Annotated in this window: 16 protein-coding genes; 4 read left to right on the top strand and 12 right to left on the bottom strand. The window is 66.3% G+C overall.

Annotated elements, in window-relative coordinates; translation table 11 throughout:
* Nucleotides 1-125 precede the first annotated feature (125 nt).
* The 4 genes from ABZS71_RS03570 to ABZS71_RS03555 are packed head-to-tail and all read right to left on the bottom strand — an operon-like array spanning nucleotide 126 to nucleotide 4,061.
* Complete coding sequence (locus ABZS71_RS03570) at nucleotides 126-1,595, bottom strand: SAVED domain-containing protein (RefSeq protein ID WP_356207242.1); 1,470 nt, start codon at nucleotides 1,593-1,595, stop codon at nucleotides 126-128.
* On the bottom strand, nucleotides 1,595-2,515 hold the full coding sequence (locus ABZS71_RS03565) for an ATP-binding protein (protein WP_356207239.1): 921 nt from the start codon (nucleotides 2,513-2,515) through the stop codon (nucleotides 1,595-1,597). Before ABZS71_RS03565 ends, ABZS71_RS03570 begins: the two co-directional genes overlap by 1 nt.
* A 29-nt stretch (nucleotides 2,516-2,544) precedes the next feature.
* Nucleotides 2,545-3,054 (bottom strand): hypothetical protein, encoded by a 510-nt coding sequence (locus tag ABZS71_RS03560; RefSeq protein ID WP_356207236.1) that lies wholly within the window; start codon nucleotides 3,052-3,054, stop codon nucleotides 2,545-2,547.
* A 2-nt stretch (nucleotides 3,055-3,056) separates the two neighbouring features.
* Nucleotides 3,057-4,061 carry a CBASS oligonucleotide cyclase gene (locus ABZS71_RS03555; RefSeq protein WP_356207235.1) on the bottom strand — a complete coding sequence of 335 codons (1,005 nt, stop codon included), beginning with the start codon at nucleotides 4,059-4,061 and terminating at the stop codon, nucleotides 3,057-3,059.
* Nucleotides 4,062-4,664: 603 nt separating this feature from the next.
* Here ABZS71_RS03555 and ABZS71_RS03550 point away from each other — a divergent pair.
* Genes ABZS71_RS03550 through ABZS71_RS03535 form a run of 4 tightly spaced genes read left to right on the top strand, consistent with a single transcriptional unit; the run spans nucleotide 4,665 to nucleotide 11,375 of the window.
* On the top strand, nucleotides 4,665-5,804 hold the full coding sequence (locus ABZS71_RS03550) for a hypothetical protein (protein WP_356207232.1): 1,140 nt from the start codon (nucleotides 4,665-4,667) through the stop codon (nucleotides 5,802-5,804).
* Nucleotides 5,801-6,994: a hypothetical protein gene (locus tag ABZS71_RS03545; RefSeq protein WP_356207230.1), complete on the top strand. Its 1,194-nt coding sequence runs from the start codon at nucleotides 5,801-5,803 to the stop codon at nucleotides 6,992-6,994. Before ABZS71_RS03550 ends, ABZS71_RS03545 begins: the two co-directional genes overlap by 4 nt.
* Nucleotides 6,991-10,092, top strand: a complete 3,102-nt coding sequence (locus tag ABZS71_RS03540) for a hypothetical protein (protein ID WP_356207228.1) — start codon at nucleotides 6,991-6,993, stop codon at nucleotides 10,090-10,092. Before ABZS71_RS03545 ends, ABZS71_RS03540 begins: the two co-directional genes overlap by 4 nt.
* On the top strand, nucleotides 10,089-11,375 hold the full coding sequence (locus ABZS71_RS03535) for a hypothetical protein (RefSeq protein ID WP_356207226.1): 1,287 nt from the start codon (nucleotides 10,089-10,091) through the stop codon (nucleotides 11,373-11,375). Before ABZS71_RS03540 ends, ABZS71_RS03535 begins: the two co-directional genes overlap by 4 nt.
* 265 nt (nucleotides 11,376-11,640) lie before the next feature.
* On the opposite strand, the gene ABZS71_RS03530 is transcribed toward ABZS71_RS03535, so the two are convergent.
* From ABZS71_RS03530 to ABZS71_RS03495, 8 genes are all read right to left on the bottom strand, one after another.
* On the bottom strand, nucleotides 11,641-12,156 hold the full coding sequence (locus tag ABZS71_RS03530) for a hypothetical protein (RefSeq protein ID WP_356207224.1): 516 nt from the start codon (nucleotides 12,154-12,156) through the stop codon (nucleotides 11,641-11,643).
* Between the two features lie 884 nt (nucleotides 12,157-13,040).
* Nucleotides 13,041-13,970 (bottom strand): HEXXH motif-containing putative peptide modification protein, encoded by a 930-nt coding sequence (locus tag ABZS71_RS03525; RefSeq protein WP_356207221.1) that lies wholly within the window; start codon nucleotides 13,968-13,970, stop codon nucleotides 13,041-13,043.
* Between the two features lie 60 nt (nucleotides 13,971-14,030).
* Entirely contained in the window at nucleotides 14,031-14,198 is a 168-nt protein-coding gene (locus ABZS71_RS03520) for a hypothetical protein (RefSeq protein WP_356207218.1), read from the bottom strand.
* Nucleotides 14,199-14,277: 79 nt separating this feature from the next.
* A complete protein-coding gene (locus ABZS71_RS03515) occupies nucleotides 14,278-14,994 on the bottom strand; it encodes a hypothetical protein (RefSeq protein WP_356207215.1) in 717 nt (238 codons plus the stop codon).
* Nucleotides 14,991-16,874, bottom strand: a complete 1,884-nt coding sequence (locus ABZS71_RS03510) for a radical SAM protein (RefSeq protein WP_356207212.1) — start codon at nucleotides 16,872-16,874, stop codon at nucleotides 14,991-14,993. Before ABZS71_RS03510 ends, ABZS71_RS03515 begins: the two co-directional genes overlap by 4 nt.
* 41 nt (nucleotides 16,875-16,915) lie before the next feature.
* On the bottom strand, nucleotides 16,916-17,797 hold the full coding sequence (locus ABZS71_RS03505) for a hypothetical protein (RefSeq protein WP_356207209.1): 882 nt from the start codon (nucleotides 17,795-17,797) through the stop codon (nucleotides 16,916-16,918).
* Nucleotides 17,794-18,720: an NAD(P)-dependent oxidoreductase gene (locus ABZS71_RS03500; protein WP_356207206.1), complete on the bottom strand. Its 927-nt coding sequence runs from the start codon at nucleotides 18,718-18,720 to the stop codon at nucleotides 17,794-17,796. Before ABZS71_RS03500 ends, ABZS71_RS03505 begins: the two co-directional genes overlap by 4 nt.
* Complete coding sequence (locus ABZS71_RS03495; protein ID WP_356207204.1) at nucleotides 18,720-19,379, bottom strand: TylF/MycF/NovP-related O-methyltransferase; 660 nt, start codon at nucleotides 19,377-19,379, stop codon at nucleotides 18,720-18,722. Before ABZS71_RS03495 ends, ABZS71_RS03500 begins: the two co-directional genes overlap by 1 nt.
* Nucleotides 19,380-19,385 lie beyond the last annotated feature (6 nt).

Here is a 19,385-nt window from a genome sequence, read left to right as displayed (position 1 = left end):
GCTGGTTCGGATGGATGGGACATAGCGCTGTTGCTCTACGCCCGCGGCTCTGCAACTGCCGTGAGGCAGGACGTGGTCTGTGGTGGAGGTCTGGGCACGGAAGGGCGGATTCCTGAAGTGCGTTGTTATGCCTGGACGGTGAAGGCCGCCTCGTAGCCCTGCGCGGTGCGGACGTCCTCGTACACGACGGTGGGGCGCAGCCGGTTCCAGCGGTGGCCGAGAAGGAGGGCCAGCCCCATGGGGCCAGCCAGAAAGAGGTGGATGCGCGGGGTGGTGCGGGTGGCGCGGCGAACGATATCGCGGATGCCGATGGCGAGGGCATTGGCGGCTGCGGTGTCGGGGACGGACCCGTCCTTGGCCCCGCCTGGCGGGGTGAGGACGAGGAGCTCGGAGACAGGCACCAGTTGCTCGCGCAGGTAGTCCAAGACGTCTTCGGTCGGGTCGGTGGCCACCGCGATTGCTACGGCGAGTTCGTCGCCCTGGTCCAGAGGGTGCTGATGGACGGTCGGGTGCTGGGGGGCGTTGTAGGGGTCGCTGGTGGACCAGAGCTGGCCGCGCTGGAGGACAGCGAGGTCGGCGCCGGTGACCATGCGGAAGGCGGTGCCGGTCAGGAAGGCGGGGGCCAGGCGGGTGCTGCCGGTGATGGAGATGGCGGTGCTGCCTAGGGGTAGGCGAGCGGGGGCAGCCTCGATGTCCGTTTGAAGCTGCGTCCAGGCGGCGGGGGGCAAGGGGCGACGCTTGGTGAAGTCGGAGGAGCCGTCGAAGCGGTCGATCCAGTCGATCGCGTAATCCGCGTCGCCGGCCAGTGGGTCCGGCTTGAGGGTAGCGATCGACAGGACAGCCCGGGCGGGGCCAGCCTTGAGACCGAGGGTTTCGACGGCTGCCTTAACCATGTCCAGGGTGAGGGTGCGGTGTCCTTCACGGACCTGCTTGGCGACCCAGCCGGCTCCACTGGTCACCGCCTGCTCGTCGTGGCGCAGGCCGGCTACGGCCATCAGCAGTTGCAGGCGGTCCTGGACGTGGGTCTGGTCGCGGGCCAGGTCGAAGCGCAGGACAGAAAGGAGCTTACGGAGTTGGTCTTCGGTCAGGTCAACTGCCGCTGCCCAGCGAGTGCGGGCGGCGCCCAGCGCCGATCGCGGCCCCTGGAGTCCTGCTTTTGGCATCAGAAACTGGCTGCGGGAGTCGCGGACGGCCACCAGCGGATCGGCCGGGTCGGGCGCGCGATTGGTGAAGAGAGCCAGGTCGACGGGCATGCCGTCTGCAGTCAGCTTCCGCCATGCCTTGGCAATCTTCTTCAGGATGGACGGGCCGCCGTCCTTACTGGGTTTGGTCAGGTACTCCTCGTTGACGGGTGTAGAACTGTCCACCGTGTACTTGACCTGCGTGTAGGTGTGCGGTGGCGTGCGGCGCATCAGGACGACGTCGTCGAGGTTCCCGGCGCCGTCCAGCTCCACGCCGACGGAGGCAACGGGGTTCTCGGAGCGGGCCGCGTTTTCGCGTAGGAGAGCCAGGCAGCCCTCCCACGCGATGAGCCATTGGTAGTGGTCGCCGGTAATCCTGACGCTGGTTGGGCTCGGGGCAGGCAGGGGCTCCATTAGTGCTCCTCGGTGAAAACGGGGCTGGGCTCCAGCTTTTCGGCGAGTGCGAGAAGGTCTTCGTCACACACGGGGCGGTCGGGGAAGGCCTGCAGGACTGCGGCCGGGACCAGGCGCTGGGTGAGGTCGGAGAAGGTGTAGCTGGGTTGGCCGGTGCTGGGACCGGTTAGCGTGACGAGCTTGTCGATGGTCTCGGGCCGGATGGCGAGCCCGTCCAGGGCCTGGGTAAGGACAGCGTGGCGCTGCTGGGCATCGGGGCGGGTGAAGGTGAAGGTGGCGGCCGCGCGGCGCATGATCGCCGGGTCCAGGGCGCCGACGCGGTTGGTGCACAGCACAACGATGACCGGGATCTTGGCGCTGGCGAGGCTGTCGATTCCGGCAAGGAAGGCGTCCACCCCAGCGCGGTCCTCGTGGTGCATCTGCTGCGCCTCGCGGGACTGGACGAGGGCGTCGGCCTCGTCGACGACAAGGATCAGAACCGAGTTCACACCGCGCGGACCCTGCGCGCGGCGACCCTCAGCGTGCAGGTGGGTGAAGGCGTCGCCGATGAGGGCGGTCATCTCGCCGACCAGGCCACTGCCGCGGGTGGCGAGCTTGAGCCGGTAGAGGAAGACGGGCAGGTCGAGCTGGTCGGCGAGGTCGCAGCCGAACGACTCGGCGAGTGCGGACTTACCGGAGCCGACGTCACCGGAGAAGACGAACAGAGGGGCGCGGTCAGCGAACAGCGTGAGCGCGGCGACGTCTCCGCCGTGGTGCGCACTGGCCCATGCATGCAGCAGCCGCGGGTCGGCCAGCAGGGCGGCTTCCTTCCGCAAGCGCGCTTTCATCATGTCCAGGCCCACCAAGCGGTTGTACCGGGCTCGGCGGACGGCTTCGGGAAGTTCGATCACAGGGTGGAACAGGTCGTCCTGGCTGGTCACTCGGTCTTCCTCTTGCTGCTCGATCGGGGTCAAAAAGCGACGTAGACGTCGCGGGCGACACCGGTGCCGTTGCGGGCGTAGCCATGGCCGGCCGTGGAGGTACCGGAAAGGACGCTCGGGGCGTCGGCTCCCTGCCGGGGGAACGGGAGGGCCTCCTTGACTGTGGTCTTCTCAGTGCCAGTGAGGGCGTGAAACTTCTGGCTGTATGTCAGGTAGCTGTAGAAGCCGGATCCGCTGATCTCAGCGGCGCGGGGCAGGCTGCCCGGGCGGCCGTCGGTGAGCTGCCCGCCGATGGTCGCCTTGTATCGAAGGCGCAGTTTCCACGCGTTGCTCCCGGCGTCCCGGAACCCGTAGTCGACGGTGTCGAGGTAGCCGTCGCGCAGCAGCAGGGCGACCTCCTCGACATAGTCATCTATTTGGTCGAGGCCGGGTTTGCCGTAGTAGTTGTGGAGCAGGCGAAGGTCGGCGCCGACCTTCGCGCCGACGTACCGGGCTTCGGTGATGGTGAAGGACGCCGATCTGGCGTAGGTCCCGGTCATCGTCACGCTCCTTGGAATGACGGGCCGAACAGCTCGCGCCACGCGTCGTTCGCCTCGCCCTTGGTCCGTGCGCCGGCGGCCCATGCGACGGCTTCGAGTGCCGTGTTGGCGTGCTCGACCAGTCGCTGGCGGTGGTACTCGGTGTAGCTGGAGGCGACGTTGTTCTCGGGATTGACGGGATCCCATACCTGGATGGGGTCCGAGGACGATGCGACGGCGTCTGCCGGGTAGTAGTCCGTGAACATGATCGGGGTCTTCAGGCCGGTGACCGCGATGTAGGACAGGACCTGCTCGATGGCGCGCGGGTAGTCGTTCACCTGCAGCGGCTCGCCGTTCCACCCGTGCTCCCACAGATGAGCGACCAACAGTTCGAGAAGGAAGCTTTTGCAGCGCAGGTCCGGGTCGTTCCGCTTGCCCTCACAAATCCATGCCTTGAGCAGCCGGATGACCTCGGTGTAACCGGGCCCTGCAGCGTCCGGGTGCTTGCGCTTCTCGATGAACCTCAGGTGCAAAGTGACCGAGGTCAGGACCTTCTCGCCCTGGCGGGTGATCAGATGACCTTTGTCGTCCGGTTCTCCGGTGTAGAGGACCGGTGCCACGTCGATCTTCAGGCCGGAACCTCGCAAGGTGATCGCCACAGCGTGCTGGGAGATGACGAAGTCCTCTGCGACCTTCGTCTTTCCGTATACCTCGATGCACCGGTCTCGCAGCCACTCGAGCAGACCCGCCTCGTCCACGTCGGTGTTCGCCACGCGCACGTACGCTGCCACGTCCGCGTCGGACCCTTCGCCCCGGCGGCGCCGGATTGCCGTGTGCTTCGCCGTGCTTCCCGAGGCCCGGAGCTTGACGAGGTCGTAGTCAGGGTGTTCGGCGATGTACGTCTCCAACCGCTCCCGAAGATGCTTCACCTGCCTGCGGCGCTCCTTCGCCTCCTCAGTAGGCACGTTCACTTTGTCCTCTGCGAAGGCCGCCAGGACCTTGTGATCAACGTGGCATTCTCCGGCCATACCGCCCACCCTTCGTCCATGCGGGCTAATCCGCGCGAACCATCTCTGTCACCCGGCACTGACACATCAGGATGCTTCGCGCGATGATCAGCGGTTCGTCGACAGACGCCGCGGGAACCGGTGGTCAGGAAAATCTGTGGTTGTTCCTCACGCCGGGACTGAGCCCGGCGTTCTCCCATCAAGACTGAACAAGCCCACTTAGCCGATCGCCTCAGATGCCAACGGGCAGTCAGTCACCGGAGAACCCGCCCCTTTGCCGCCCGATGTCGAGCGCTCAGTCGCAGAGGACCAGAATCGCTTCCCTGTTGATGAATAAACAAGAATTCGGTCAACCATTCGAATGATTGGCGGTTATCCCGGGATTCGAACGAAGGGTCGAATTGACTCCAAGGGTGCTTCTCGTCATGTGCTTTCGTTCGGAGTGGATTGTCAGAGGCATCGGTTACCTTTCGAACCATGCGTGCAAACGGGTTACCCGCGGAGGAAGTTGGGGAAGGTCGGAGCCTGTCGGCGGGGGCCGCATCCGGGTCGGCCGGTATCCCGAGGCAGGCTCTGGCATTCCGTTCGGTTCGATCAAGGAACGCCGCCAGCATCTTCGGTCCGGTGATCGGCAGCGCGGCCAGCCTCAACGTCGGCGACGAAGAGATCGAGTGTGCCAAGGCCATCTGCGACATGCTCGCAGCCAGCGAAGATGACCAGGGCTTCCCTATCCGTGAGCTGTATGCCGTGCTGGCCGCGAGGTTCCGTCACAGTACGGTCAGATCGCGGCTCGGCCAGCTCATCGCCGCTGGCTCGGTGCGCTTGGCCCGGGGCAAGCTGAACGACACACACGTGGAGCTCACCGAGGCCGGTCACGTGGGCTTGCTGCTCTTCCCCATGGTGACCGACACCCTCAACCACCAAGTGCTGATGGAAGTCCTCACCTACTTCATGAACGGTCTGGATAATCCCGAGGCCGAAGCAGGGGAACTCCGGCAGAAACTGCACGCATTCAGGGGCCTGGTCCAAGGACGATCCCGGGCGATCCGCGAGATCATCACTCAGAACGACATCGCCGCCGCCATCGAGATCGGCAAGCTGGACACGCGTGACCTGGCCGAGCGGATCCGGCTGGTGTGCGACAAGGCTTTCTCCAGTCTTCGTCAGATCCAGGAGCTGGCGACGGACCTGGATCGCATGATCACAGCCGTTAACAAGTACGTGAGCGTCCGCACTGACCTGGTGCAACTCCTGCGCCGAGAAGCACGTCTGGACCGCAAGGCCGAGCTGCACACCGCGAGTCTGGTGCGCGCCGCGCAGACCTCCACCATCAAAGATCTCGCCGGCCTGTGGGACGGAATCCACTTCGACGCCGCCCGCGCCTGGCTGGATCCCGCCGCAATCGAAGCCGCAGCCGAGGAACTTCTTCTCGAACCCGTCCAGGACATTCTTCCGGACCGGCCCAATCGCCAGGCCGCGCCCCTCCCGGAACCAAAGGACGAGGCTCTGCGCGCCATCGCCGATGAACTGCTCGGCGAACTGGACGAGATGGACCTGACCCCCATCCTCCTGTCCCGCTCGTGGCGCAGCGGTTCCGAACTGTTCTGCAACCTGCTCGAACTCTCAGCCCTGGACACCCGCTACCGCCTCCACAGCCGGAAGGGGCCACCCCAGCATGGCGACTCCGATCCACGGAAGAGACGCCCGTCATGGGTGACACCGATGAGCCTGCGCCGCGAACCCGACCGGAAGGACGCCCCGTGACCGAGGACGAGACCGCGCGAGCCCTGGCACTACTGCGCCACTCCGGCGGGGCACTGCCCACCCTCGGACTGCCTCTCACCGATTTGGAACAGGCGGCCACGGCCGCTGGGTTGCGGGTCCACCTCGTCGACGACCCAGTCAGCGGATCGCTTGCTGTACTCGGCTGGTCCGAAGGGGAACCGGCGGCCTCCACCGAGAGCCCCCGCCTTCCCAGGAACCGGCTCAACCCCAAGGAAGTGGTCACCTTCGTCGCCGCCTACGCCCTTCTCACCCAGCGGCAACAACTATCGGTGATCCCGCTTGCCGATGTCGTCGCCCTGCTGCGCGCCTGTACGGACAAGAACGCCCATACCTGGGCCGTACCTGCGCTGGAACGTGCCCTCCCCCAATCCGGCCTACTGCGTCTCCATCCCGATCGCATGGTGCGTCTCGGCCCTGGAGCCACCACCCTCGACCCGTCCACCCACGCCGTGCTGAACAGCGCCGCAGTGCGGTTGCGGCGCCACCGCGCCTACCCCCACCAAGGGGATGAGAGCCACAGCGCACCGCCAGTGCCTACACCGGAAATCACCACCGCCAAGTCGTCCTGGTACGAGAACGACGCGGTGGACTGTGTCCGCGCCCTGGAAGCGGCAGATGCCCCACTGCCCGCCCGCGACTGGCAACAGTTCGAGGAGCCCGCCACGAGAGGGGAGGTCGAACGTCTCCTGGCCGGCATCGGTCGCACACTCATCGAGGCAACCGCGGTCAGCGACAGCGGGCGCAGGGAAGTGATCGGATACATCAGCGGCTGGCACCCCGCCGTCACGCCAGTCCTCAAGGCGCCTTTGGGCGGCCTGACGGCCACCAACCTCGCAGCGCTGGCCCTGGTCTACCTCTACGACCGACTGATCCCCGAGTCCGGCGGAGCCCCTGAGCGCCGAACGATCGAGAGCCGCCTGCGGGACCATAAGGGGCCCGACGGGCGAAACTGCCTCAAAGGGAAGGACATCGCCGACGCGCTGTCACGGCTCAAGACCCTCGGCCTGATCGATTCCCGCAACCGTATCCAGGAATCACTCCTGCAACGCCTTACCCCCGAGCAAGATCAGAGGCTGCGGGAGAACGTCCTCATGCTCGCCGACCCGGGCAGCCTCGTTGCCGACGAGCTGCGTCGTCGGCGCACCAATGAAGCAGGAGCTGCCGCGTGACCGTGGAACCGCAACTCGCCATGCCTCTGGAGGCTTTGGGAGCCGTAGGGGCCAAGCCCTTACGCTTGTTCCAGCTCGTCCGCATCGGGCGCCACACCAGCAGCATCATCCCCGTCAGCCACGCTGATGTCACTCTCCTCACCGGCACCGGTCCTGAGGGCGGTTCCAACGGCGCCGGGAAGTCCATGATGGCCAGTGCCATTGCCCTGGCGAACGCGGACGCGGATTGGCTGCGCGGCGGCATCGGACACCACGCCAGGAACCTTCTGTTCAATCAGAACGCCGCCGAGACCAAGCAGCTCGTCGATGCGCCCAGTGGCTATATCGCCAGCGTGTACTGGATGGAGGGCGAGCCCCGCACCAGCGCAGTCACCGTGTGGATGCGCATCCAGCGAACCGAGCCCTTCGTCCAGGTCAAGTTCGCCCCGGGTATCCGTTTGGCGCTCGGAGCCACGGAGTTGGAGGGCGCCACCCACGCAGCGGAAGTGTGGAACGACCTCCCTGGTCCCGCCCTGACCTCCGGCAAATACGCCGAGAAGCTCTTCGGCAACGGCACCCGCTGCCTCGCCTACCTGCGCAAGCGGGGCGAGAAGAACATCGACGACGGCATTCTGTCCTCCGCTGGCAAGCCGCACAGGCCGGACGCCCTGGCGGACATGCTCATCAACCTGGCCGGCAAGAATCGGCTCCTCGCTGACGAGCAGAAGGCACGGAAGGGCATCTACGAACACAAGCTCGGCCTGGAGGCAGACCGGCAGGCCGCGCAGGAACAGTATTCGCGGGACGAGATCACCTTGAAGGCGATCTCCAGGATGCTCCAGGCGCGCGCCGCCCTCACCGATGCCGAGACCGACTGGAACCTGTACCTGGCCGCCCGGATCGTCGAGCAGCGGAGGGGCAGCGAGTCTGCCGCCGGAGCTGCGGAGGAGGCCAAGACGCAGCTGGAAGAGATCAGGCAGAACATCGACGTTCTGCAGGAACGGCTCCGTGCTTGCCAGGACACCGAAGGTCTCCGGCTCCTCGCGGTCGAGGCGGCGCAGCGTCTTCGGGAGGCAGAGACGGCCAAGCGGAACGTGACGCTCAGCCTCGGTCGGCTCCAGTCCGAACACCAGGCGCTCGAAGGGAAGATTGCAGCGCTCGCGGACAAGGCAGCCCGAGGCGATGCCAACGCCCTGGAACAGGCCCAAGCGGATCTCGCAGAGGCACACACCGCGGTCGAACTAGCCCGTGATGCCGTTCGCGATGCCAGCGCTGAAGAGAAGCGGTGCCGGATTGCCTACGAGCGGGAAGCCAAGGGGCAGGGCGGCAAGGCCGGGGAGATCATCGCAGCTCTCGACAGTGCCGGCCTTCGGGCTGCCCCGCTGGTGGATGCCGTCAGGATCGGAGATCTCACGGAACCGGATCGCCGCCGCTGGGAGGCCCGGCTCGCCGTCCACGCCCAGACGGTTATCGTCCTTCAGGAGGATCTTCCAGAAGCAGAGCAGGCGCTCAGGGCCACGCGGCTGCTCCCGGGCTGCGTGTTGTTCCCGGTGAAGGAACTCCCCACCGAGGGAGCGAGCTTCCCGCCGGTGGAAGCCATTCTGAGCGCGCTGGAGACGCGGACCCAGGCCACAGACGACGCGGACATCGTGGAAGATGAAGCGCTCGGCCTGCGGATGTACGGCGGTTTCGAGGTGCCCATCACTGATCGCTTGGCGAGGACCGCGGCGGCCCGGGAACGCATGGAGGGGGCGACGGAACAGCGTGAGGACGCAGAAGGGCGGGCTCGGCAGGCCAACCGGGACCGGGACGACGCCGATGCGTGGCTGGCATGCTGCCAGGCGGCGCTCGACGTCGGTGAGCTGCGCCGTCAGCTGACGGAACTGAACGGTCGCATCGACCGGGCGGAGGGGGAAGCCAAGGCCGCGGAAGGGGCTGAGGCACAGGCCAGGACCCGCAGCGCCGAAGCCGAGACGGCATACGGGTCGGCGGAGCAGAACGCACAGCGCGTTAAGAGCGAGCTCTCCGCTGCTGGCAAAGAGGCCGCCGGCAAGGACGAAGAACGGAAAACACAGCTCGCCGTCGTGCAAGCGTGCACAGAGTCTCTGGCCCTTCTCGCACGAATCTTCCCCGCAGGTATCGCCGCTGCCGAAGCCCTGGTGATCTCTCAGCCGCAACAGCCGACGCCGCAGGCCACGCTGTGGCAGGCGCGGAAACAGATCAGCCGTGGGCTGGAACTGGCCGGGTGCTCATCGACCCAGTGGCGGCACATCAGCCTCCCCGACCACCAGGACGAGGTCACCTCCGACACTGTTGCGCAGATCCGTGGCGCGGTCGCATCCACCCTCGCCTGGCTGGACGAAGAACCCGATCCGAACGAGCAGCCCCGCTCCTTCCAAGAGGTCTCCGAACCCGCCACCCGCTGGATCGACTTCTACAGCGGAGGCGGTGCGGAGGAGCAGCAGGCGATCCTCGCGCGACGTGAACGAAGCCAGAAGGCCCTGGAAGCCTCCGAGGCCAACGTGGCCGACTCCATCAAATGGAGTGAAGGCAACAGGGAGACGCTGATCAAGAACATCGAGGCGGTGTTCACCGAAGCTGAAGAGCGGATGAACACGCTGCTGGAATCGGCTGGCCAGAGCCGGGTACGGCTGAACGTACGACACCGGGCGGCCACCGGCCCGGAAGACCCGCTGCGGTGGGAAGTCCGCCCTCACTGGGTCAAGCCCGGCGCAGACCCCATCCCGTACCACGGAGGGGAACGGAACACCGCCGAGTACGTCATCTTCCACGCTTTCCTCGCCGCCTCCACCCTGGCCTCCGGCGGCACTTCAGCAGGGCGCATGCTGATCATCGACGAGGCTGGCAACAACCTCGACTCCCGAAACGTCGGCGAGGTGGCAAAGGCCCTCCGCCGCATCGCCCGCGAGTACGGCATCACCGTGGTGCTCGCAGTGCAGAGCCAGGACATCAACTCGCTACGTCCCCACTGCGCGACGTTGATCAACCTGTCCCGCTACAAGGACGACGTCCTCAACGCCGAGCCACAGGTCATGAACGATTCGGATCCCGATCTCTTCGACGTATGGGACAGCATCCCGATGGAGGACGCCCGGTGAGCAACGCAGCAGCGTCCGGCGACGGCACCCACACCGTCACCAGCAGCAAACCTGCGCCGGTCGAAGGGCTGCCGGTGGGGCTGTGCGCCTATCCGGTCTACCGCGAGCGTTACGAGGAGGGCGTCCAGAAGGGCAGCTCCCGCCTCGTGGCGCTCCGCATCGAACCCGCCCAGCCGCCAGCCCTCGGTTCCGCAGAGCAGGCGCTCCAAGTCTTGGACGACAGCAACCAGCGCTTCATCCTGGCATCGTCCACCAGGAGGGGCGGCACGGTCACCCGGAGATATCCCGTTCTGGAGCAGCTCGCCCCACTCATCCTCGCCGGGGTGGTGACGGTTATCACCCAACCACCGGGCGTCGACGGCCAGCCCGGAGCTGTCCTCGGATGGGAGTTGACCACGGCCACTCTCGCCTATGCCGCCCGGGTGAAGGGCGACGCCCTCGACCGGGGCAACCAGCTCCAAGCCGAAGCGCTGTCGCTCGCGCAGCGGATCCACTCGGACGTGCCAGAAGCCAAGGCGCTGGCGGCAGTCTTGGAACTTCCACGGGACACCGGAAGGCTCGACCTCTACGTGGCGGCAGCGCAGGCCCTGCTGGCCCGGGAGACCTACCTCGGGGTGCGTGACTTCTCCAGCCGCCTGCGCGACGACACCAAGGCCGTAGACGCTGACAAGGCACTGGCCGACATCGGGATGAGTAAGCAGCTTCGGCAACGGCTGGGCGTACTGAAGTATCCGGAGCTGTCGATCTCCGGTCCCGTGGCAATCAGCCAGGGCAGCGGACGGCTGACCATGCAGGGGCTGGGCTCACTGGTCACCGTGCCTTTCACCGCGATACCCATGACCGTGAGCACCACCGCCAACGAACTGGTCGTCGTGGAGAACAAGGAGGCCGCCGGATACCTGGCCCGGAGTCTGCCAGGACACGCCGTCGTCTGGTCCAGCGGCTTCAACGGAGCCGAGTTCCAGCAGGTTCTGAGCCAACTCGGCCCCGTGTGCCCGAAAGCCTGGGTGGTGTGCGACGCAGACACCGACGGCGTGCACATTGCCAACCTGGTGGTGCGCTGCGTCCCCCACGCGATCGTCGTGGACGTGGGCTCGATGAGTGGCGCGAAGCCCCGCCGGGAGCGTAGCTACGCAGGAACTCGAACGCTTCGGACGATCATCGACAACCCCGCTACGGCGCCACAGGTGAGGCGCTTCGCCGAGCAGGTCGATGCCCGTGGGTACGAGGTGGAGCAGGAGGAGTTCATGCCGCAGGTACTGGGCTTGATCACCCATGGATGAAACCGAAGGGCCCTCCCGCGCTGTGGGAGGGCTCGGAGTACCTGGTCAGATACCCGCTGACCGGGACTCGTTCGGTGACAACTGTTAGGCGGTGTGCTTGTCGGCCGGGCCTTCATCCGGCCGCTTGGAGGACGACGACTCGACGGAGGAGGGACGGGCAGCCCGCTCACCGGGAACGGCCCGAAGCCGGCGGCGGGAGCGGGGCACGAGCTGGACGACAGCCTCGGCAGCGGCGCGGGCGCCCCGGCCAGGGCGGATCCGTGCCTCAGGACGTCAATTCGATCAAGGCTGTGCAGAGGAGCGTGGCGTCCTGGATCGCGCGACGACAGGTTCCGTCGTCGAGGGTGATGCGCTGGCCGACTCTGACTGTGGAGTGGGGAACCCTCGACAGGTACTTCTCGTCGACGACACCATCGTTGTGGGTGAAGACATGGCGCGCTGCCCAGGTGTCGAGCAACCGCCGCCACGTCTCCGTGCCCACTTCGATCCGCAGATCTCCGTATCCCGCGTCGATGAAGAGGTCGGCCATGTGGTCCAGGCGCTGGAAAATGTTGCCCTTGCCCTGAAGTCGGGCATCGGCGTCTTGCACCGCGGCCTTGAAGAGGGACGACGCGAGGGACTCGACGACCCCGACAACGTTCTCGACGGTGTCCACCCAACTGCGTGAGAACACCCCCTGCTCTCGTAGTGAAGCCTTCAGCTCAGTCGGCACCGCCTCCAAGGCATCCAGCCGAGCCGTATCCGCCTGCAGGGCGTCGAAGGCGATGCTGTCTGCCGGCAAGTGTCCGCAGATGGGGCAGTACCGGTGCTCGCCGAAGACGGCGTACTTGATCTCACAGGCCGAGCAGGTGCGGATACGAGCCAGACGCTCCTCGTCGATCCCCGGAAGCGGACGGGGATAAAAGGGCTTTCCCGGCGTGTAGAGAACGAGACAGGGCTGCTGTGGGAGCTGCGACGTGCCATCCCGCCGAAGATGTCGTTGACGGCTTGGCCCACGATCTGGGTGCCGAGGTCCTGTGCGACCCGCATGAGGCGCTCCCGCTGCTGCGTGGTCATGAAGTCCGAGTGCTCACTGTGATGACCGCAGTACACGCACCAAAGGGCCAGTTCATCCGGAAGGCGCTCGTACTCGTCGGCGTCCATCCGGAAGGTCAGCGAGCAGTTGGGGCACTCGCGGCCAGGAAGCCGTCTTCGTCAGTGGGGATGGACACCTGGATCTTGTAGGAGTCGCCTTGGCGCCCGAGTATTTGGGCGCCCTCTGCCATACGGAACTCACGGTTGTTCCACATGGCTTGATTGTGGCACTCGCCACTGACAAATCCGCCTGACTGGCAATCGCCGAAGGCTGAGCTTCCCCTTGAAGCGGTGGGGTTGCAGCTCGCGCAGCCACATCAAGACCTGTCCCATCAGTAGCAGGACCGGCGTGCGGGCTGTCGGTGTGTCGGAAGGCTGGGAGGACACCATAAGGTGGGCCGCCAGGGCGGAGCTGTCCCCTTTCCCAGCGGCCTCCCCCCGAACCCGTCGTGCGACGTCGCAACGGGCCCTCCATTGACCACCGTGAACTGCGGAACAATTGGCGACGCTCTTGTCGCTGGGAAGTGGCCGGGGCTCGGGTTAAGCCGATGGCACCAGAAGGCACGTTGCGTGACATCGGAGGCTGGCGGGTCACGATCGAACCGAAGCTGCTGCCACAGCTGTGCTGACGGCCACGCCGATGTGCTCTCGAATCTCGCGATCGGCGAGGAACGGCAGGGCCACGGTCAGGGAGCCGCTTGCTGCCATCAGCTGCCCCTGCTGCCGGCTGAAGTATGCAGCGAGGAAGTCCGCGGCCTGGGCACCGGCGGATAGCTGGGCCTTCTGCGCGTACAGCGTCGTCAGGGCGAATGCCCAACAGGCGTGCAGGAATCCGAATACCGGACGAGACGTTCCGCGCCACGGGGAGAAGAAGGTGACGTCCGCAGGGAGCTTGACCCGGCGGGCGGCGAGGGCGTTGTTGAGACAGTTGTGGCCGGCCTCGTGGATGAGGTCACCGGCCAGAACCTCAGGGTACTTGGTGTAGTCGGTAAACACGGTTCCCGGGAGTCGGGTCAAGCTCCAGCTGTGAAGGGTCTCGTCGAGCTTGCGCTTGTCCAGGAGACAGATCACGCGGCTGTGCTGCTTGAGTAGCGGGCCGAAGCCATGGCTGGTGGCGGATGCGATCGCCTTGGTGACGAGTTCCAGGGTCGCATCTGATGCGCGGGCGGAGTCCGGACGAAGGAGGTAATAGGCCGTCTCGGAGAGCGGGGATTGGAGGAGTTCCGCCCGTTCAGGCTGCACGATGAGGCAGCGGCCGACCTCCGTGTCCGTGGTCAAGTCGTGGAGGTCCGCGGCTTCACTCTGGCGATACCAGGCGAGGGATCCTGCGTCTTGGTTGCGGGCAGCCTGCTCGGCACCCTCCAGCAGGTGATGAGCTACGGCGTACATGAGGGCTTCGTCGTACTCGGCTGACGCCTCCATGCGGTTGCCCAAGACGGTGGCGATTCGGCGGGTGCGGTCCTGACGGTGTTCTTCTATGCCGGCGAGGGAGAACAGGGTCTCAGCGGTAGGGATGGTCATCAGAGCTCCTTGCGGGCATGCGGCCGGGGGCCGGAGCTGGCTCCGACCCCCGGGACTGCGTCAGGACCTGGGGGTGGGCTCGGTCTCGGCCTCGTCGGCGGGCTCGCTCTCGGACAGCCAGGCTTCCGTGGCGGCGTTGGAGGTGTGCGCGGTGGTGCGCACGGTGTCGCCGTCGCGCAGTGTGGCGACCGCCTCCAGGAATTCGTCGAACTGCTGGCCTTCGGCCATCGGTTTCTCCTTCGTAGGGGTCGGTCTGGTCGGATGCGGTGGGGCGGGAGGGCCACGGTTCCTGGGCATCGTTGATGCCTCACTCCGCGATGAGGAGTGTCAGGAACTTGCGCACGCAGCCGGTCTGCACATGCTCGGTGCCGTGCGCGAGCTGGCTCCCGAAGACCAGGAGTGTTCCGGGCCCTGGATCGACGGACCATCGGGTGCGAGGCATGCTCCGAAACCACGGTGAGGACATGTCCGCGCCGTCGTGGATGAACTGCATGCTCGGTTCGTAGCCAGAGCCGCCGGGAGGACGCTCGGAGGTCCACATTGCCTCGTTGCCGGTGGTCTCGACGTAGAAACCGCCGCCGGTGCGGGGTGTGTCCAGGCTGACGCTGGCTGCAGCAATCTGGCGGGGCAAGGACAGTGGGTCGGGCGCTATGCCGTCCGCGTGCGCGGTGATGTGCTGACCAGGGCCGTACTCGAGGAAGATCCACGGTCGGTGACCCGTCACTGACGGGAGAGCGCGGACGATGGCCGGCATCTGGCGCTCGATGGCCACATCGAGGATCTTGCTCGCCGGTTGTGGGAGCGTGGTCATTTCGACCCGACCTGCGGGTTCGTAGACGCGCTGAGCCTTTGCGGGTGAGTAACCCGGGATCTCGTGAATCGTGGTCCGGCGGTCGGCGTCGAAGCGCTGCCTTCCGTGGACGCAGATAGCAGCGTCCATCAGATCGTTGAGTTCCTCCGTCTCGTCGTGCGTGAGGAAGTGCTCGACGCTGTGGATGGAGAGCGTTTCGGATACGTGGATCACCGGGCCACCCTTTCCGCGGAGGGGCTGCTGTTGCAGGAGCAGACGGCATCCGCGGAGTTTGGCGGCGCCGTCTCCAGGGCGTTCACGAGCACGCGCACCGCGCCGTCAATGCCATGGAAATACGCGGAGATGCCAGCACCATCTGCGGGGGTCAACCGGACGTCGAGAGTGGGGAACGTGCGGCCGTTGGTGCGGCAGGTCAGTTCGCTGCGGCCGAGTTCCAGCGAGTAGCCAGTTGGCAGGCCGTGTGTGACTCGTTCGGCCACCCCGCATAGCCGGGCTGCCAGGTGCGCGTACTCGGTTCGGTTGCGAGGGAGGACACCTACGGCAAGGTGGCGGGGCTCCGCGCCGGGTAAGTCGTCGTGAGCGTGCCCCTGGCAGCTGTCATAGGTGACCGCGTTCCAGCCACGCGTCAGGGCGTCGACCACGGGGCGTATGCCAGGCTCGATACCGTCGTGCCACTGCGGGTGATGCGGGTCGAGGTCGTCGGCCTCATGGGTTCCAGGCTGGCCCACAGTGTTGATGTTGCCGTGCTCGCTGATGCGAAGGCGGGCCGGTTGGCGGGCGGCGGCCGGGTCGTCCCAACGGGCCAGGAACGCTGAGACGTCCTGCATGTCGTTGGGGATGCGTGGGCGCCAGCGCCACCGGGTGCAGTGCATACCGGAGGGATGCTCGGGCTGGGCCAGCAGCGCCGCAGTTCCGTCGATGAGGCGCATCCGCTGAGTGCAGTAGTTGTCGTCGTCTCCGCGTTCCTGCGTGAATCGCAGGCGGACCGCGAGGCAGCCGGCGCCGCAGGTGTCGCGGTAGTCGCAGGTGAGGCACTTCTTGACGAGGGAGCGTGCCTGTTTGAGCAGGGGCGACTGGAGCTGTTCGCTGCTGATATCGGACTGCGTCTGATCGATGGTCAGCGTTGTCAAGCGGGCCTGTGGCCAAGGGAGTTCGTCGCAGCTGCCGAAGCGGTTGTCGGGGTAGAGGGTGAAGACGTGATCGCATTTCATGTCGGAGAAGTGGCATGAACGGGTTTGCAGCCCTTTCAGCCGCCGTATTACGGAGACGGCGGGTTCCAGCTTGATCCGGCGGAATGTGCCCGTCGCGACCCAGTGGGCCGCGGCTTCAAGGACGAAGCCGGTGTACTGCTCGGGTGCGATCGCCCAGTCCGGGCCGATGGGGCCGACGGCCTGCTTCTGGAGGATGCGGCTGGCGGGCTGCCTGCGGTTCGTGGCGGTCGTTGGCTTCGTGACGGAGCCGTCGAAGCAGGGGACCAGGTTGATGGTGGTGACGGCACGGAAGGATGCGAGGTGGTCGATCACCTCGGGAGCACGGCCGAGCACCCGGGGGGTGACGGCGCAGATGATGCCCGTCTGGCGACCGCGTTGGGCCAAGAGTTCCAGGCTGCGAACCACGCGTGGATAGGTTGGGTACCCGTCGTATCCCACCCGCCAGGAGTTGCCGAAGGCGTCTCCGTCGAGGGACAGGCCGATTTCCAGCTCGGGACAGTGCTCGTCGAACAGGTCCAGCCACTCCTCGTCGAGTAGCAGCCCGTTGGTCTGCATGCTGACGCGGATGACGTTGGGCTGGTCGCTGAGCGCGTCGAGGATCGCGGCAACATGCTGGCGGCCCGCGGTCAGCGGCTCACCGCCGTGCAGTTCGATGCTCAGTGGCCGTCCGGCGAACAGGCTGCCGAGCCGGTTAGCCTGTGCTGCTGTGATGCGGGCTCCGCCTGGGGATTCCTTGCGTTTCTCGTAGCAGTAGAGGCAGTCGATGTCGCAGGTCTCGCCGCGCAGCTTGAGGATCACGGAGACGGCTGTCTCGGCTCCGGTCGCGTCCAGCCGCGCGTAAAGGCTGTCGGGGGTGCCGTGGGTCGCTTGTGCCGTGGGCATCGCTGGCCTCCTGAGCGGCGATGGGAGGGAGGGCGGGGTCACTACTCGTTGACCGAGACGGTGGCCAGCCAGCCCAGCAGGGTGCTCTCGTCAACGGGCAGGTGAGTGTCTCCGCGCCGAAGGAACCATCCGTCGGCGTACCGCTGCGGCAGCCACCCGGCCGCGGGATCTGCGATGGGCGGCGGAGGACCGGGAGTGGCATCGGTTGGCCAGCAGGCGAGGAGGGCGAGGGTGATTCGGCGTTGGGTGGGGCGGAACCACGTCCATGAGTCGCTGTGCGTACCGTCGTTGCTCACAGCGGGAGTGACGGTGGTGATGGCCAGCCTGGCGAGCAGAGGCAGCCACTTGTCTCCCAGGACGGGGTGGCCGGAGGCGGCGGTGTCGAGTGCCATGAGGCAGGTCTCCAGTTTCCGGCAGACGACGTGGGCGGAGTCGAAGAGCTGGCTTTCCAGGAGGCCCACCAGGTCCTCGGCCAGACTGGCGGCAATTTCTGCTTGGTCAGCTACAGCCCAGCGGCGGTAACCATCGCACTCCTCAGGCGTGAGGATGGGGTGCCAGGCACCCTCCCGGTAGGACAACGCGGTCCGTAGACACATGAGTTCATGCATAGCCCGGCGTGCTCGACGGAATGAAGCGAGAGCGTCGCGGCGGACGTCGAAGGTGCGCAGCAGCTGCCGCAGCTCGGCGATCTCCTGTGGCGAGGAGGCTTGTGGGTCCACTCGGACGCCGTCAACCATGCGGGACTCCCACCGGGGCAGCTCTGCAACGCTGACGATGCCACGCAGGTCGATGTCGCTGGCTGCGTGTGCGAAGCCACAGGCCAGCGCACCTTCGAGCCACACCTGATCGGCAGTGCCGGAGGAGAGCATTTCCCTGGCAGCTTCTGCGGCGATCGTCATGCGGTGGCGTACGGCGGCATTCATCGACGCTCACCCACCGGGGCGGCTTGATCCTCCAGAATGATCTCCTTGACCAACTCCGCAGCCCAGCGGTCGAGGGCAGCGCGTACGTCTGTCCTCTGAGCACCGATGTGGGGAGAGACCAGCAGATTCATGGGCTTGCGCAGGGATTCGAGCATGGGCAGGTGCTGGCGTTCGACTCCGTCAATCGCCAGCCCTGAGATCGTTCCGGCCTCCAGCGCGCGCAGGCAGGCAGCTACGTCCAGGGTTTCCAGTCGGCCGGTACAGATGAGAAGTGGCCGCTGGGGTCTCACGCTCTTCAAGAACCCGGGGCCGACCAGGTGTCGTGTCGCCGGGCGCAGGGGTAGCGCGATGACATGGACCTGTGCCTGCTGGGCCAGCTCGTGCGGCGGGCTTTGGGACAGCCCGTGAGGGTTTGACGGCCAGTGGGCGTGGGCGATCCGGGCCACGTGGGGCGCGAGTGCCCGGGCTGCGGCAAGCCCTACCGGTCCGGCTCCCCAGACGCCCACCGCGAGATTGGCGAGAGACGTGCCCATGCATGCTGCCTTGTCGTGCACTCCGTCGGTGAGCGTCGCATGTCCAAGGGGCATGCGACGGGACAGCATCAGGGCCGAAGCCAGAACCCATTCGGCCACCGCCGGCGCGCTCGCCTCAGGGTTCCGATGGACCACGATCCCCCTGCGGCCCAGCGCCTCCACATCGATGTTGTCCATCCCGGATCCGGGGCGGATGACGTGACGCAGGGACGGCAGAGTCTTCAGCTCTTGCTCGCCGAGATACACACCCGACCGCAGAAGCAGAATGGAGGTTGCCTCGATGGCCGACAGCGCCTGAAGGCGATCCACTTCCTGAATGTGTGCATCAGGGGCGTGCGCACGAAGCGTGCCGATGTCGGCGGCGCCTCTGATGACGAGGATGTTGCTCATCAGGCTCCACCTCGCTCGTAGCGACCAAACGCGAGATCGCCGTCCCCCACAACCACCGTCATTGGGGACGGATTTCCGAAGTAGACGTCGCAGGCCCGCTTGACGCCAGGCAGCCCGTCCCAGGCACGCGGATTGACCGCGGTGTCTGCGTAGTCGTCGACCACGAGGGCTGCGCCGGGTGCCAGACGGGGAACGCAGTGCCGGAGGCCGGTGAGCGTGGAGGCGTAGAAGTCGCCGTCCAGGTAGGCGAAGGAGACTTCGGTGGGCAGATTTTCTGGAAGGGTTTCGTCGAACCAACCGGAGTGGATCTGGGGCGGTCGTTTGCCCCAGGCGTCGTGTGTGGCGCACACGTCCTCCGGGGTCGAGACGAGCTCGCCAGCTGCTAGGTGCGCCGAGTCTTGTGGTCCCGGGGCGGGCATGCCCGCGAACGAGTCGTACACGTGGACTTCCCGGGTCTGATCACCCAACGCATCGAGGACGCAGCGCATCCACAAGGCCATGGCACCCCGGTAGCTGCCCATCTCCACGACGGAGCCAGGAATGCCCAGCTCGTGGATGCGGGCCAGCTCACCGGAGATGACGTGGAGCCGGTCCGCGCAGACGGTTCCCGCGTGTTCCTTCAGCAGCCACTCGTGCACGTCGTGCAGCTGTTCACGCAACGGAGG

Origin of the sequence: Streptomyces sp. NPDC005393 (assembly GCF_040606675.1) — a bacterium.
Classification (GTDB): Bacteria; Actinomycetota; Actinomycetes; order Streptomycetales; family Streptomycetaceae; genus Streptomyces.
Note: the sequence above shows the minus strand (reverse complement) of the source record. Positions and strands in the feature narration are given on the sequence as shown.

Excerpts from the sequence above, each read along its gene's own strand:
- ABZS71_RS03500 (WP_356207206.1), bottom strand. The coding sequence starts at position 18,720 with ATGAGCAACATCCTCGTCATCAGAGGCGCCGCCGACATCGGCACGCTT.
- ABZS71_RS03555 (WP_356207235.1), bottom strand. The coding sequence starts at position 4,061 with ATGGCCGGAGAATGCCACGTTGATCACAAGGTCCTGGCGGCCTTCGCA.
- ABZS71_RS03570 (WP_356207242.1), bottom strand. The coding sequence starts at position 1,595 with ATGGAGCCCCTGCCTGCCCCGAGCCCAACCAGCGTCAGGATTACCGGC.
- ABZS71_RS03560 (WP_356207236.1), bottom strand. The coding sequence starts at position 3,054 with ATGACCGGGACCTACGCCAGATCGGCGTCCTTCACCATCACCGAAGCC.
- ABZS71_RS03510 (WP_356207212.1), bottom strand. The coding sequence starts at position 16,874 with ATGCCCACGGCACAAGCGACCCACGGCACCCCCGACAGCCTTTACGCG.
- ABZS71_RS03520 (WP_356207218.1), bottom strand. The coding sequence starts at position 14,198 with ATGGCCGAAGGCCAGCAGTTCGACGAATTCCTGGAGGCGGTCGCCACA.
- ABZS71_RS03525 (WP_356207221.1), bottom strand. The coding sequence starts at position 13,970 with ATGACCATCCCTACCGCTGAGACCCTGTTCTCCCTCGCCGGCATAGAA.
- ABZS71_RS03505 (WP_356207209.1), bottom strand. The coding sequence starts at position 17,797 with ATGAATGCCGCCGTACGCCACCGCATGACGATCGCCGCAGAAGCTGCC.